The 13,807-nt window shown below is 39.2% G+C and carries 15 protein-coding genes; 9 read left to right on the top strand and 6 right to left on the bottom strand.

The genetic code is table 11. The annotated features are described in order from the left end of the window. Positions 1 to 119: 119 nt before the first annotated feature. Positions 120 to 1,997 carry a terpene cyclase/mutase family protein gene (locus ACRPLY_RS02835; protein WP_165635979.1) on the bottom strand — a complete coding sequence of 626 codons (1,878 nt, stop codon included), beginning with the start codon at positions 1,995 to 1,997 and terminating at the stop codon, positions 120 to 122. A 142-nt stretch (positions 1,998 to 2,139) separates the two neighbouring features. Between ACRPLY_RS02835 and ACRPLY_RS02830 the strand changes: the two genes are divergently transcribed. The 3 genes from ACRPLY_RS02830 to ACRPLY_RS02820 all read left to right on the top strand — a co-directional run bounded on the left by ACRPLY_RS02830 (position 2,140) and on the right by ACRPLY_RS02820 (position 5,086). Next, positions 2,140 to 3,180 carry a C45 family autoproteolytic acyltransferase/hydolase gene (locus ACRPLY_RS02830; protein WP_098112557.1) on the top strand — a complete coding sequence of 347 codons (1,041 nt, stop codon included), beginning with the start codon at positions 2,140 to 2,142 and terminating at the stop codon, positions 3,178 to 3,180. Positions 3,181 to 3,191: 11 nt separating this feature from the next. Continuing rightward, on the top strand, positions 3,192 to 4,694 hold the full coding sequence (locus tag ACRPLY_RS02825; protein ID WP_028413492.1) for a bifunctional ADP-dependent NAD(P)H-hydrate dehydratase/NAD(P)H-hydrate epimerase: 1,503 nt from the start codon (positions 3,192 to 3,194) through the stop codon (positions 4,692 to 4,694). A gap of 113 nt (positions 4,695 to 4,807) precedes the next feature. Next, complete coding sequence (locus tag ACRPLY_RS02820) at positions 4,808 to 5,086, top strand: hypothetical protein (protein ID WP_223260155.1); 279 nt, start codon at positions 4,808 to 4,810, stop codon at positions 5,084 to 5,086. Positions 5,087 to 5,153: 67 nt separating this feature from the next. Here the strand turns inward: ACRPLY_RS02820 and ACRPLY_RS02815 are convergent, their stop codons facing one another. After that, positions 5,154 to 5,819, bottom strand: coding sequence for a hypothetical protein (locus tag ACRPLY_RS02815; RefSeq protein WP_321201948.1), 666 nt, complete (start codon positions 5,817 to 5,819; stop codon positions 5,154 to 5,156). A gap of 163 nt (positions 5,820 to 5,982) precedes the next feature. Further along, positions 5,983 to 6,756, bottom strand: a complete 774-nt coding sequence (locus ACRPLY_RS02810; RefSeq protein WP_013056888.1) for a sulfite exporter TauE/SafE family protein — start codon at positions 6,754 to 6,756, stop codon at positions 5,983 to 5,985. 126 nt (positions 6,757 to 6,882) lie between these two features. Between ACRPLY_RS02810 and ACRPLY_RS02805 the strand changes: the two genes are divergently transcribed. After that, on the top strand, positions 6,883 to 7,650 hold the full coding sequence (locus tag ACRPLY_RS02805; protein WP_047751054.1) for a TrmB family transcriptional regulator: 768 nt from the start codon (positions 6,883 to 6,885) through the stop codon (positions 7,648 to 7,650). A gap of 79 nt (positions 7,651 to 7,729) precedes the next feature. Here ACRPLY_RS02805 and ACRPLY_RS02800 read toward each other — a convergent pair whose 3' ends face one another. Together ACRPLY_RS02800 and ACRPLY_RS02795 are read right to left on the bottom strand one after the other, a co-directional pair. Next, positions 7,730 to 7,942, bottom strand: coding sequence for a hypothetical protein (locus ACRPLY_RS02800; protein ID WP_033578872.1), 213 nt, complete (start codon positions 7,940 to 7,942; stop codon positions 7,730 to 7,732). Positions 7,943 to 8,008: 66 nt separating this feature from the next. Then, on the bottom strand, positions 8,009 to 8,635 hold the full coding sequence (locus ACRPLY_RS02795) for an FMN-dependent NADH-azoreductase (protein WP_028413489.1): 627 nt from the start codon (positions 8,633 to 8,635) through the stop codon (positions 8,009 to 8,011). 198 nt (positions 8,636 to 8,833) lie between these two features. Here ACRPLY_RS02795 and ACRPLY_RS02790 point away from each other — a divergent pair, with 198 nt between their 5' ends. From ACRPLY_RS02790 to ACRPLY_RS02770, 5 genes are all read left to right on the top strand, one after another. Further along, the gene (locus ACRPLY_RS02790; RefSeq protein WP_325076752.1) at positions 8,834 to 9,553 is read left to right on the top strand and encodes an SDR family NAD(P)-dependent oxidoreductase; all 720 of its coding nucleotides are present in this window, start codon (positions 8,834 to 8,836) and stop codon (positions 9,551 to 9,553) included. A gap of 139 nt (positions 9,554 to 9,692) precedes the next feature. Next, positions 9,693 to 9,872 (top strand): hypothetical protein, encoded by a 180-nt coding sequence (locus ACRPLY_RS02785; RefSeq protein WP_325076753.1) that lies wholly within the window; start codon positions 9,693 to 9,695, stop codon positions 9,870 to 9,872. A 127-nt stretch (positions 9,873 to 9,999) separates the two neighbouring features. Next, on the top strand, positions 10,000 to 10,563 hold the full coding sequence (locus ACRPLY_RS02780) for a class I SAM-dependent methyltransferase (protein ID WP_325076754.1): 564 nt from the start codon (positions 10,000 to 10,002) through the stop codon (positions 10,561 to 10,563). A gap of 11 nt (positions 10,564 to 10,574) precedes the next feature. Continuing rightward, positions 10,575 to 11,255 carry a response regulator transcription factor gene (locus tag ACRPLY_RS02775; RefSeq protein ID WP_325076755.1) on the top strand — a complete coding sequence of 227 codons (681 nt, stop codon included), beginning with the start codon at positions 10,575 to 10,577 and terminating at the stop codon, positions 11,253 to 11,255. Next, the gene (locus ACRPLY_RS02770; RefSeq protein WP_325076756.1) at positions 11,252 to 12,328 is read left to right on the top strand and encodes a HAMP domain-containing sensor histidine kinase; all 1,077 of its coding nucleotides are present in this window, start codon (positions 11,252 to 11,254) and stop codon (positions 12,326 to 12,328) included. The genes ACRPLY_RS02775 and ACRPLY_RS02770 overlap by 4 nt, the downstream gene beginning before the upstream one ends. Here ACRPLY_RS02770 and ACRPLY_RS02765 read toward each other — a convergent pair. Beyond that, a complete protein-coding gene (locus ACRPLY_RS02765) occupies positions 12,319 to 13,761 on the bottom strand; it encodes a PLP-dependent aminotransferase family protein (protein WP_325076757.1) in 1,443 nt (480 codons plus the stop codon). The genes ACRPLY_RS02770 and ACRPLY_RS02765 overlap by 10 nt on opposite strands. Positions 13,762 to 13,807 lie beyond the last annotated feature (46 nt).

Below are 13,807 nucleotides of genomic sequence, written 5' to 3'. Positions count from 1 at the left end.
CGCGGAAAGCGAAGCCTTGCACGGAAATCAACTGCCGTGTCACAAGCGATCCATAGGAGCTCATGTATCCTATATGTTCGTCTTTAGATTGGATTCATTTCGTCATGTCTCAACCCCCTTTATGAAGAATGTTTTTTTGCGTAGTGGGCAAGTGCAAGAAGAGGAAAAATATCATTGTAGCTGTGGTACTGAATATAAAATTGTCCAGGAAGACCAATTCCCGTGGGATAATGAATTTGCTGCTCTGTAAGATTTGGATTCAGTAAAAATTTAATTCCTTTTTCAACTGCTCGATCTTTTAATGGACATATTGTCATTAAAGCATCGAGAGCCCAAGCCGTTTGAGAAGGAGTGCTAAAGGGTAAAGACACATATTTTTTTAAAGAAGCGCTATAGCATGATTCTCCGAATCCGCCGTCTTCTTGTTGAATGCTTTTGAGCCAATTGATGGCTTTGATGATACGCGGATCAGAAGCGGAAATTCCTACAGCACGGAGTCCAGTAATAGCGGCCCACGTTCCGTAAATGTAGCAAACACCCCACCGGCCGTACCAGCTTCCGTTATCCAATTGATGATCAAACAGCCATTTTACTGCAGCTTTAATCGAAGGGTGGGATTTATTCATACCGGCAAAGTTTCCGAGGCACTCAAGCACTCGACCGGTTAAATCGGCAGTAGCCGGATCCGTTGCTGCGTCTTTTGCGTTTTCAAGCGGCAGATAAGTAAATAAAATAGAATCAGTATTTTTTTCAAATGCAGCAAAACCCCCGTCTTTGTTTTGCATGGACAACAGCCAGTTAATGCCCCTTTGCCAAGACTCCAAATAATCTGTATCGGTTTGCGCTCTTCTAGAAAGAGCTCTAATAGCAGCAGACGTATCGTCTAAGTCAGGGTTATTCGTATTAATATCGGAGAATCCCCAGCCTCCAGGCGCTGTATTTGGGTTATGAAACTGCCAGTCTCCAAGCTTTGTATGCTGTCTTTTCTTTAAGTAACGAGTTGTGCCTTTAATCATGGGATCTTGCTGCGGTACACCTGCTTCTTGTAGAGCGTAAGATAGCAGGGCGGTATCCCAAACGGTTGACGTGGAGTTTTCTACGTGCGTGTGACCGCTGCATGTACTAAGTAGTGAACAAATACCGTCAATTGCTTTTTGAACCACAAACGAATCTTTTTTATAGCCAAGAGCCAAAAGACCGTAAATCATAAAAAAAGTAGAGGTTGCGTAGCTGTAGAGTGTTCCATCTTTTTCAAGTCTTTCTAGCATGTAACGCTCGGCTGCTTGATAACCAAGCTTGTGGATGTAAGAAGGTAAAGAAGCCAGCTGTTTTAAATGGTCGACTAAAAAAATAGAAGCGCGTGATTCTTGAGCAGCTTCATCCGCTTCCTGTTTCTGCTCTCTTACATCTAAATGAGAAAGAGAAGGTGTATGCCTAGAAGTAAGTGAAAATTTTTTGTTTCCAGCTACCATCATCGGGACGAAGTGAATTCTGGCATAGGTGCTTAGTTCATAAAAGTTAAGCGGTACATAGGTAGGCACGAGCAAAAGAGAAAGCGGGAGGTAAAATAGCTTTGGCCACTCGTATAAGCCGTTAACACAAAGCATCCATCTTGTGAGAAAATGAGCGCGAGAAATGCCTCCTGAATCTATAATATATCTTTCTGCTTTTCGCAAAATCCGGTCATTTTTTTGGTAATAGCCTGAATATAAAAGAGCTGTATAAGCTTGAATAGTAGCGGATAAGTTGTGTTCTTCATCATCAAACAACGTCCAAAGACCATCTTCATTTTGAAGGGAAACGATCCGTTCGGTTAATTGTTTAATCAACACTTCTTTATCTAAATCAAAGGTGCGAAGAAGCATAATTAAAAACGCATCAGGCATAACGCCTGTTTCAAAACAGTAGCGAAATGACCCGTCATTTTTTTGTGTTGGGCGCAGATAGGCGATTCTTCGCTGAATCTCTAGCTGAACTTCCTTTAGCAATATGATCACCTCTTATGATAATGCTTTTCAATCTTTCGACCTGTTTCTTTATAACTGTATTCAAAGGAAGAGCGTTCTATGAGAGGAGAAAGTTGCAAAGAATAGAGCGCTTGCTGCACAATAAAGGTATTGGAAAATTGGAGTGATAGAAGTGAAAGAAATACAGGTAGAAGTTATTCAAGGGCGAGGCTCTTACCGAGAGCTTGGTAAAATGCAAGGGGAATCACATAAAGGAACAAAGCTGTTTGAAAATCATCAAAAAAGAAGAAAACGTTCATTACGAAGCTATCAAACGATAGCAAAAGAAGCTCGTCATTATTACGACTTATTTGCTCCCGGACTGTGGGACGAGCTATTGGGCTTAGCAGAAGGCTTAGATTGGCCTCTTGAAGACGTCATACATGAGTACAGCGGGTATCAGCAAGAGTGGAAGAAAACGGGATGTTCCGCTCTTATGCAGCACGGTGTGTATGTGCGGAATTACGATTATCATCCGAAAACGTACGAAGGTCGATTTTTGCTTTTTCAGCCAAATGAAGGATATGCAAGCGTCGGGTTTGGAACAAGAATGATTGGGCGAATGGATGGAATGAACGAAAAAGGATTAGCAATTGGCTATCATTTTGTTAATCGCCGCCGTCAAACGAACGGATTTATTTGCTGTACGCTTGCTCGGTTTATTTTAGAAACATGTGAAACGACAGAAGAGGCTGTTGCTATTTTAGAAAGGGCACCGCACCGTCATGCGTTTAATTATTCCATTTACGACCGCAGCGGACAGGGAGCAGTAGTCGAAGCATCTGGACGAGGCGTTCATGTACAAAGAGGAACGATGATGGGGTGTACGAACCATTTTAATCAGCTGGTCGAAGAAAATCGTCATCATTTGGTAGAGTCAAAGGAAAGGCTCGATCATATTCGAGATCATATTGAAAAAAAGCTATCGCCTCTTGAAGCTTTTTCTTTATTTAATGAAGATGAATACGGTATTTTTAAAGAAGATTACCGGAATTCTGCTGGAACGCTTCATACAGTGGCATATGTACCGGAGACGCTGCAAGTCATTGTGGGAATTGGACGAAAAGCAAAACCTCTTATTTTCTCGTTTGAGGATTGGGTGAAAGGAGAACAATTAACTATAACGAAAATAAAAGGAACGGTAAATACAGACGAACCATTTCCGTTTCAGTAAGGAGCAGCATAATGAGAATTGTAACGAATCAAGAGATGTATCAAGTAGATGATTATATGACGAATACAATTGGGATGAGTGAAGAGTCCCTTATGGAAAATGCCGGACAGGCTGCTGCAAACGCGCTGAGTGAGCGAATCGAAAAATATGAAAAAATAGGGCTGCTTATAGGAACGGGAAACAACGGAGGAGACGGCTTTGTTATTGCCCGTGCTTTGAAGTCAAAAGGCTATGAAGTTGACGTCTGGGTAGTTCCTGCACGGGAGAAAATAAAAGGCGCAGCTAAAAAAGCCATGATCATCTATGAAAATGCTGAATTCGCGTGGCAATCGGCGGGAGACAACTTCTCTGTAAAAAAGTATACGGTCCTTATTGATTGTTTATTAGGTATAGGCGTAAAAGGCAGCATCAAATCTCCTTATGATAACATTATAAAAAAAATAAACGACTCTAAGGCTTACATATACAGCATCGATGTCCCAAGTGGAGTAATGGAACAGAAGCAAGAGCTTACGGTACGTGCAGATGCTACGATTACGCTTCAGCAGCCAAAGATCACGGCATTTACATACCCGAGCAAAGAAAGCTATGGTGAATTGATTGTAGTAGATATCGGTATCCCACCGCTAGCAATTGGAAAAAGCTCATCCCTTAAAGAGGTATGGTCAACTCAGCATATTAAACAATCTTTTCCCATTCGGAATGCTTCGTCCAATAAAGGTACACATGGAAAAGGAATCGTAATAGGAGGTTCACTTCAAACACCCGGAGCGCCGATGCTAACGTCAAAAGCAGCACTCACAAGCGGAGCAGGGCTCTTAACGCTTGCGCTTCCGAATGATATTCATGCGATTGCAGCTGCTCACATGTTAGAAGTGATGTATAAGCCATGCCCAAGCAAAGATGGCTTTTTTGCAGGCGAGATTCCTTTAGAAGAAGCAAAGTACGATGCAATTGCAGTTGGACCAGGGCTTGGGAGAACGGAAGAAACAAAGAAAGTTGTCGAACAAGTACTTCAACAGCCCGTTTCTGTTGTAATCGACGCAGATGCTCTTTTTCATCTGCCGGATTTGATGAAAGAAGTAAAAGAAAGAGAACACGCAACGATTTTAACACCTCATCCCGGAGAAATGGCTAGACTCGTGGATACAACAATCGCAGAAGTAGAAGCAAATCGATTTTCGATATCTAGCCAATACGCAGTGGAAAATGGTGTGTATCTTGTATTAAAAGGCCCAAACACGATCGTTACAACGCCGGATGGAAAACAATACGTAAATACCACTGGAAACGCAGGACTTGCAAAAGGTGGAACGGGTGACACGTTAACCGGAATCATCCTCGCTTTTATTATGCAGCATGATTCTCTTCAAGAAGCAATCAGCAATGCGGTATATGTTCATGGAAAAGCAGCGGATGTGCTGCTCGATCAGGGGCATACAATGATAGATATGTTAGCAAGCGACGTTATTTCTGCACTTCCGGCAGTCTTCGGGCAGCTGAATGAGAAGTGATTTCTTCTGGATTATTAAAATTTGTTGACAAAATCCTTCAAAAAGTTGTCAAAACTCTGTGTAAATGATAACGTTATTTTACGTAAGATTTTACATAGAAAGAAAGTGATGTTGTGTACTACTCAATGAGACCAAGAGGCATTCATTTAGCTGTGCCTACACTTTTCTTCCTTATTACAGTCGTGTTATTTGCGATGATGCAGTTTGGTTTTTATTTGGATTCCAGCATTCTTCGTAAAATTTGGGTCATCATTATGGCTTTATTGCCCATTGCTGGACTAATCACGGCTATTAAAGGTAGAAGAGGAAGCGCAAAGCCGTGGTTAATTATAGGAAACGTGATTCTTATTTTAACCGTTACAATAATGAGCGTACAGGCTATTATTTATTAAACAAAAAAACGTGTTCGCCAAACAGGCGGACACGTTTTTATTAGGAAGAAGAAAAGAGCTGTTTCGCTTATTCTTGCATCGCGGCATTTATTCCTTCTTTTCTAACTTCTAGCATATGAGTAGCTTTTTTATCAATACCTTTAGCTGTATCGGAAGAAATGACGCCTACGCTGCTTAAGTCATAGGCAAGACTTGTAACAAGCAGCTGCTCTCTTTGTGCGAGTGTGCTGTATGTAAGTGCAGCGGTTTTAGCTTGAATGCCACTCATATTTAATTCATCAGTAGAAGAAGCTGCTTCTTTTTTTGCGGCTATTGCTTCTTGATAAAGAGAATCATATCCTCCAAACCCTACTTGGGCAATTAGAAAGTTATAAATGTCATCGGCCGATTTTTTCGAAGGCTGAGAAAAAGCTCTTTGAAATTTATTGCGCGGTAAAAAGTTTAGTGCCGCCTGTCTTCCGTCTTCATAAATTTTTTCTTGTATTTCTTTAGTAGCTTTTTCGTCATTTTTTTTCTGTGCTGCATCTAGCTGTTTGCGATATTTTTGAATAATGACTCCGTCCTGCTGATTGTTTCCCTCTTTGAAAGTAGCTGCGGCTTGTGGAACATCTGACGTTGCTAGCGTCTCAGCGGCGTTCTCTGAAGAAGAAAAGAACGTATTTTTGACAAAAATAAGTGCAAAGATCAGCAAAATAAACCATAAAAACCTAAATTTCTTAAACAAAACGTTCACCTCTGTATAATATTTCTAATTATGTAAAACAACATCGATCAGTATACAACAATTTTAGTGTCTTTTTACACATTTACCCAAAAATAAGAAAATAGTAAGAGGTGGTTTTATTAATCTAATAGATATATAGGTTCATTGTTATAGTTCGAAAGAAACCATTGATCTATTTGTACTGATTTACATAGTCGAATATGTTTTTGCTAATAAGGCTTAAAGTGACAAGAATAAAAAGCGTTCGGACGTACGTCACGCCTTTTGATAAAGCGACGTTTGATCCAACGAAAGAACCCACGATCATCGCAAACCCCATAATTAATCCGTAAGAAAATACAACAGAATCAAAATACAAAAATACAAGCAAAGCACCTAAATTACTGCCGAAATTTAAAAATTTTGCGCTGCCTGCTGACTGCAGGAAATCAAATCCCATAAATAAAAAAGCAAATAAAATAAATGAACCTGTGCCTGCTCCTAAAAATCCATCGTAAAAGCCAATGATAAAAATAAGTGCAGTAAAGAAAATAAGTTTCTTAATAGACAGCGGCTTATACGTGGACGTGGTGCCCCAGTTTTTTTTGAAGATTGTATAAATAGCAACTAAAACAAGGAGAATTAAAATAACAGGTTTCAAAAAAGCAGAGGATAGAAAATGAACGGTGATTGAACCTCCCAAAGAGCCAATAAATACAAAAGGAAACCATTTACCCACAACGCGAAAATCGACTTTTCCGGATTTGACAAATCGAATGGTACTCGTTAATACGCCCATCGTTCCAGCTAATTTATTTGTAGCTAAGGCAGCAGCGGGCGGCAGGCCTAAAAATAAAAGAGCGGGTGTAGAAATTAAACCACCTCCGCCCACTACGGAGTCAATGAATGCAGCTAAAAAACCAAAGAGTAAAAGCAAAAGAACAATCTGTAAACTTAATTCTTCCATAAAGCACCTTCCTCATGTCATAATATATATATAGTGACTACTTAAATAGTAACTATATAAAAAGCAGTTGTAAATATGTAAATGATGAAAATTTCAAATAACTTAAAAAACAGGGAGGTTTCCTTTATGGAAAATATTATTCAGCAGCTGCAGTCGCTTGGATTTAATCAGTATGAATCAAAAGTATACGTGACGCTTGTCAAAAAAGGATCTTCCACTGCTTATAGCATTAGTAAACATTCAGGTGTGCCAAGAGCGCGTGTATACGATATTTTACAAACACTAGAGGAAAAAGGCATGGTGTTAAAAGAAGAGAGTAATGATGGCACCCAGTACACGTCGCTGCCCGTCGATGCTTTTTTGCATTCGCTGCAGAAAAAATGGAACGAAACGTATGAAGACGTTAGCGAAACGCTTAAACGTCTTGAAGCTGCAGAGTCTATAGAAGAAAGCCGGGTTATGACGATGAGAGGAGAAACAGCCATTCTTGCTTTTTGTGAGTCGCTATTGTTAAAAGCAAAAAATAAAATTGTCATCTCGCTTTGGCCTGATATTTATAATGAGTTGAAGCCTCTTTTATTACAGCTAAGGGAGAGTGTCACACTAAAAGGAATTGTGTTTGAACAAGATGAAGCGATGGAGGAATTTGACCGGCACCGCCATACAAGCTATACCGAAAATATTGGGAATCAAAACTGGTTTATTATATCTGTTGACAGCAGTGAAATGATTTATGGTCATAAAGAAATGGCTTACTATACCAATAACGGAGTTAACATTAATTTACTTGAAAACTATATTTGGCATGATATCCTCGTTAACAGACTTGTAGAAAAAAGTGATCGAGAAATGGACAGGTGGATCGAAAGGGAAAGAGAAAGCTTTTTTGCGTAGAAAAGAGACTTAGACATAACGAAATCACTTCCATCGAAAGACGAACAAACGGGATAAATGATCTAGTATGAATGGCTTGTTACATCGCAGTTAATTTCCGTGCAAGGCTTCGCTTTCCGCGGGCGGACGATGAGCCTCCTCGTCGCTTACGCGCCTGTGGGTTCTCATCTGTTCCGCTTTTCCCGCAGGAGTCTTCGCCTTGCCCTCCAATTAACTGCTGGAAGCAGCCACCATGCATGAAAGCTACGTTCACTTTACCAACAGAAAAATCCGAACAAAGTTGATGCTCCATTAAGAGTCTCAAGTCCTCGTTCGGATCTTCCTTCAATCAAAATATTTTTGTTACAGCCTCTTTATATTAAAAAGTTTGGGCAAGTTTTTTTGCTTCAGCTATTCCTTTTTCTTTAATTTCTTGGGCTTTATCTGGCATTGCATTATGCCCTTCCACAAAAATGCCGTCTAACGAAGGTACTCCGAAGAAATTCATCATAATTCCAATATAGCGATGCCCCATTTCCATATCAGCTGCAGGACCTTCAGAATAAATGCCTCCCCGTGCTTGAATATGAAGCGCTTTTTTATCTGTTAATAGTCCAACCGGACCTTCGGCCGTGTATTTAAATGACTTACCCGCTACGGCTACAGAGTCTAAATAAGCTTTCATAACCGGTGGAAACGAAAAGTTCCACATAGGCGTTACAAAAACATATTTGTCCGCTCCTACAAACTGTTCGCTCAATTCTGCAAGGCGATTGACCTTTTCCTGTTCATGAGAAGAGAGTTCCGAGCCAGACTGAAGTTTGCCCCAGCCGCTAAATACATCTGCATCAATATGAGGGATATTTTCTTTATAAAGGTCAATATGTACAACTTCGTCACTTGAATTGTGCTCTTTGTAAGCATCGATAAATGCTTTTCCAGTTGCCATACTGAATGATTGAGACTCATCGTGAGGATGAGCTGTAATATAAAGTACTTTTGCCACGTTTTATCATCTCTTTCTTGTTTGAAATAATGTACTGTCTTATCGTTATCACTCCCATAAAAAACTATACGCGCTTTGTCAGGTAAGCTAAAAAAGAGCGTAAGAAAGGGACGTCTATATAGAAAATAATGGTATAATGAATGTTTGAATATTTACATAACAAGTATGTGTAACAGAAAGTAGATAAGAGGTGTAGAGATGAAAGAAAAATGGGTAATCGTCACGGGTGCAGGTGCTGGAATTGGCAAAGAAATTGTAAAAGAGTGTGTGTTGAAGTGCTATTCAGTTATTGCTTGTGATAGTAATGAAGGAGCTTTGAAACAGCTAGCTGAAGATACGAAAGGTCATATTGAAACGTATGTAATAGATGTTAAAGAAGGGAAGGGCGTAAGAAATCTTTTCTATCAAATAAAAGATAAAAATTTATATGGATTAGTTAATAATGCAGGCGTGTATTTAGGGAAAAATTTATTGGATTATGAAGAAAAGGAAATAGATTTTGTGATGGACATTAATATTAAAGGATATATTTATTTCTCCAAATACTTTGGCGAATTATTAATGGAAAAGGAAACAGAAGGAGCAATTATTAATATATCGTCCGTATCAGGAATGGAAGGAAGCTCCGATGCTATATATGGAATGTCTAAAGCAGCGATATTAGGATTAACCAAAAGCTGTGCAATGAATTTTTCTCCTTATATCCGTGTGAATGCCGTAGCACCTACAATGGTAAATACCGATATGATGAAAAATATTCCAGAGTGGCGCAAAAATGAATACATCGATCATCAGCTGATTCCAAGCTTTGTTACGCCTCAAGACGTGGCAGATACCGTTCTTTTTTTACTGAGTCCTCAAGCAAAACATTATACAGGAGCTACCTTTGATTTAAATAGCGGATGTTATTTACGATAAATTATCTTTTAAACGAGTAATCGAGGCTGGACAAAAATATTTTAGTTAAGGATAAATTCGAATGATCAATCGGTATTATTGACTGACCATTCGGATTTTTTACTGTTATTATAAACGTTGGTTTCACCGCTTCTAGCTGTTGATTGGAGGGCAAGGTGAAGACTCCTGCGGGAAAAGCGGAACAGATGAGACCCCACAGACGCGTAAGCGACGAGGAGGCTCATCGGCCGGCCGCGGAAAGCGAAGTCTTGCACGGAAATCAACAGCGGTGTCAAGAGCAATCCATATGAGTTTATTAATCCAATTTGCTCGTCTTTAGATTGGGTTAATTCCGTTATGTCCCATCCTCTTTTTTGTTTTCTTAAGAATTCTTAAGAAATTTACTTAACGTTTCTTTAGATTTTTTTTCTATTCTAGAAAGAAAGAGTAGAAAGAAGGAATAGAAAATGAATTTAGCTTTTATGTATCAATATTTTCACCAGCCGCGAACGGTAGGAGCGCTTTTGCCAAGCTCTACGCACTTAGCGAAAAAAATGGTGAAAGGGATTGATTTTGAACATGCAGCCTGTATAGTAGAGTACGGGCCAGGAACCGGAGTTTTTACCCGTGAATTGATAAGAAGACGAAGCGCTTGTACAACTTTGCTTCTTATCGAATACAATCGGCATTTTTACGAAAAAGTAAAAGAACAAGTAAGAGATGAAAAAAATGTGTATGTGATACACGGCTCGGCTGAAAATGTTCAAAAGTACTTGATCCAGTATGATATTTCAAAAGTGGATTACGTACTATCAGGTCTTCCTTTTGCTTCTTTAGCGTCTGAAGTGTCAGACGGTATTTTACAAAACACGCGAAGTGTATTAGCTAATGAAGGGAAATTTATTACGTTTCAGTATACAAATTTAAAAAAAGAGTTAATTCGCACGTTTTTTCCGCATATTAAAGTCGAAAAAGAGTGGAGAAACGTTCCTCCCGCATACATTTTTACATGCGAAAAGAATGGGATATAAGGAGTTTGTAAATGAAAGACAGAATTTTAATTATAGATGATGATGAGCAAATTCGTAATTTAATTGCTATTTACTTAGAAAATGAAGGATTTGAAGCGCTGAAAGTTTCTAATGCTGTATCTGGCTTAGCGCTTTTAGAGGAACAAGAAGTAGATTTAATTATATTAGATATTATGATGCCGCAGATGAATGGAATCGACGCTGCTTTTAAAATACGTGAAGAAAAAAATATGCCCATTATTATGCTTTCGGCTAAGTCAGAAGATATGGACAAAATTTCTGGTCTAACAGCAGGAGCAGATGATTACTTAACAAAACCATTTAACCCACTCGAACTCATCGCACGAGTCAAATCACAAATTAGACGCTATAAAAAATACAATGAACGCGCTGAGCGTGACGTTATTCAAATTGGCGATTTGGAAATTAACCGCAGTACTCGCCTTGTCTTTGTGCGCGGTCAAGAGATTCGTTTAACACCAAAAGAGTTTGATATTTTAGAGCTGCTGGCACGCAACAAAGGAACGGTAATGAGCATGGGGAAAATATATGAAGCCGTGTGGCAAGAAGACGCGTTTAAATCGGATAGTACCGTAATGGTTCATATCACAAAGATTCGTGAAAAAATTGAGGATGATCCGAAAAAGCCTATTTATATTAAAACCATATGGGGCGTAGGATACAGGATATGAGAAAATTAAGTGTAAAGCTTCTTTTCGCTGTGATTATAAGCTTTTTGGTCACCAATTTAACTTTTATTTTAATTGCTAGGCTTGTTTTAAGCAGGTATATACAAGAAGAGAAAATGAATGTTTCTGCATATAATCTATTGGCGTTTGGGCTTATTTCTATGGCGGTTGTGGTCTTTATTTTTGTTTTTTTAGTACTTATTCGTTCCCATATTCGTTACCTGAAAGAAATTTCCGAACAGGTTCAAAAAATATCAAATGGAGATTTAGGCGCAACCATCCATGTGCGAGGAAAAGATGAGCTGGCTGAATTGAGTCAAAATATTAACAAAATGTCTGCACAGCTTCGTACAAAGTTTGATCGGGAACGAGAAATCGAACAAGCAAAAAATGAGCTAATATCCAGCGTGTCTCACGATTTGCGTACGCCTTTAACGTCCATTGTGGGATACCTCGATTTAATCAAAAAAAGAGAAAATATGGACGATGAAACATTAGATAGCTATTTATATATTGTTGATTCAAAAGCAAATTATTTAACGGATTTAATAGAAGAGTTGTTTGACTATACAAAATTAACGAGTCCGGATTTTCAGCTTCAGCGAAATGAAGTGGATATGAAACGTTTGCTTCAGCAGGTAATAGGAGAGTACGAGCCGATGTTAAAAAGAGAAGGCATTGACGTTCAGACTAACTTTGCTTGTGAATGGCATGCATTTATTGATGTAGAAAAAATGGTAAGAGTCTTTCAAAACTTGCTCGAAAATGCCAAGAAGTACAGCAAAAAGCCTTCCGTATTAGAGGTGAATCAGGAAATTGATGAGGATTCGTTGGTAATTTCCTTTAGGAACAGCATTAACATCAGTGAAAAAATTGAGGTGGAAAAGTTATTTGATCGATTTTATCGAGGTGATGAATCAAGAACGGACGCAAATGGTTCAGGTTTAGGACTGGCTATTGCAAAACAAATCATTCAGCTGCATCAAGGGAAGATACGAGCAGAGCGTCAGCATAATAAGCTCACTTTTTTGATAAAGCTGCCGTTAACACAAGAAAGCCTTAAGAATCACTTGTAAAGATTCTTAAGGCTTTTTGCGACTATTTTGATGCCGTATTCAAATTCTGCAAGAGTTGCATAAGAAAAGGATATTCTGATATGCTGTGACGTTTCATGATCATACAATGCGCCTGGATTTAACAGAACTCCTTCGTGGAGACAGTGCTTAAATAATTTCCGCATCGAAACAGGCTTATGCAGCGTCAGCCAAAAATAAAAACCTCCGCTCGGAGTATTCCACGTAGCAAGCCTTTTTAAATGCTTCTCTAAAATAGCCTGCGTTTGCTGAGATTTTTCTTTTAATTTATAGCGTACGCTGGCAACGTGCTTGTCATAAATTCCGGTTTTTAGAGCTTCAGCAGCTGCCCATTGAGATAAGGAACTGGCTCCGTAGTCAACTTGCATTTTAAGGTCGGCCAATCGCTCAATTACATGTTCAGGCCCTACGATCCATCCAATTCGAAATCCTGGACTGAATGTTTTAGAGAACGTTCCTAAATAAAGAACCATTCCATTTTTATCTCGAGCTTTTAATGAAAGCGGAGGCGGTGAATGAAACCAAAGATCTCCGTACGCATCATCTTCAATAATAGGTAAATGCATTCTTTCACACTGGTGAAGCAGCTCTTGACGCCTTTGTTCGCTCATCGTCACATTGGTGGGGTTATGAAAGTTTGGTATCGTATATAAAACTGTGCCTTTTTCTTTTTCGTGCTGGTCTTTTAATGAAGATAAATGAATTCCTTCTTTGTCTAACGAAATGCCCATTAGTTTCATTTTTGCGGACTGAAACAATGGTAGAGAATACAGATAAGAAGGCTTTTCAGCTAATATATTGGCACCTGGAGGCAGAAGGCCTATTGAAATTAATTGAAGCGCTTGAAGTGAACCAGATACAATTAAAATGGACGACGGAGACGTTTCAATTCCCCGTTCTTTTAAATTCTTGGCTAACTCTTGACGCAGTTCATAGTTGCCTTTTGGAGGCTCGTAGCCCAAGTGTACGCTTCTATGTTTCATTCCGCCAAATAGCTCCGAAAGCTGATGGGAAGGAAGCAGGTCAGGTGCTAACTCTCCAGTTCCTAAACCAATAATGCCCGGTTGAAATTCAGCTTCGTTAATATGGCGGATAGTCGGAGAATTTGGTTGGTATATTCCTGCTTCTACATACGAATTCCAGTTCATCTGAGAACCTGATGCTAGTAAGCTCCACGTATTGTTGATGACCTTGGTGCCGCCTCCTTTGTTTCCGCTGAGCAGTCCTTCAGCAATTAAGTTTTCGGTTGCCGTCACCACCGTGCTTCTATTTACAGAAAAGCTAGCAGCTAAATGGCGCTGAGAAGGAATTTTCGTTCCAATAGGCCACTCTCCATTTATGATTTTCTCTTTCATATACTCTTGAATTTGTTTGTGCATTGGCTTTTTATCAGCCGGATTTGGAGTCCAGTTCATGTGAGACCACCTTTTTATAATTTGGTTGGTATTATAAATCAAAATT

The sequence above is a fragment of the Priestia sp. TGN 0903 genome, from assembly GCF_050846855.1.
Lineage (GTDB): Bacteria > Bacillota > Bacilli > Bacillales > Bacillaceae_H > Priestia > Priestia zanthoxyli.
Note: the sequence above shows the minus strand (reverse complement) of the source record. Positions and strands in the feature narration are given on the sequence as shown.

Bases quoted from the DNA above. Each gene is read 5' to 3' on its own strand.
- ACRPLY_RS02825 (WP_028413492.1), top strand. From the start codon at position 3,192: ATGAGAATTGTAACGAATCAAGAGATGTATCAAGTAGATGATTATATG.
- ACRPLY_RS02810 (WP_013056888.1), bottom strand. From the start codon at position 6,756: ATGGAAGAATTAAGTTTACAGATTGTTCTTTTGCTTTTACTCTTTGGT.
- ACRPLY_RS02805 (WP_047751054.1), top strand. From the start codon at position 6,883: ATGGAAAATATTATTCAGCAGCTGCAGTCGCTTGGATTTAATCAGTAT.
- ACRPLY_RS02800 (WP_033578872.1), bottom strand. From the start codon at position 7,942: ATGGAGCATCAACTTTGTTCGGATTTTTCTGTTGGTAAAGTGAACGTA.
- ACRPLY_RS02790 (WP_325076752.1), top strand. From the start codon at position 8,834: ATGAAAGAAAAATGGGTAATCGTCACGGGTGCAGGTGCTGGAATTGGC.
- ACRPLY_RS02780 (WP_325076754.1), top strand. From the start codon at position 10,000: ATGAATTTAGCTTTTATGTATCAATATTTTCACCAGCCGCGAACGGTA.
- ACRPLY_RS02775 (WP_325076755.1), top strand. From the start codon at position 10,575: ATGAAAGACAGAATTTTAATTATAGATGATGATGAGCAAATTCGTAAT.
- ACRPLY_RS02770 (WP_325076756.1), top strand. From the start codon at position 11,252: ATGAGAAAATTAAGTGTAAAGCTTCTTTTCGCTGTGATTATAAGCTTT.
- ACRPLY_RS02765 (WP_325076757.1), bottom strand. From the start codon at position 13,761: ATGAACTGGACTCCAAATCCGGCTGATAAAAAGCCAATGCACAAACAA.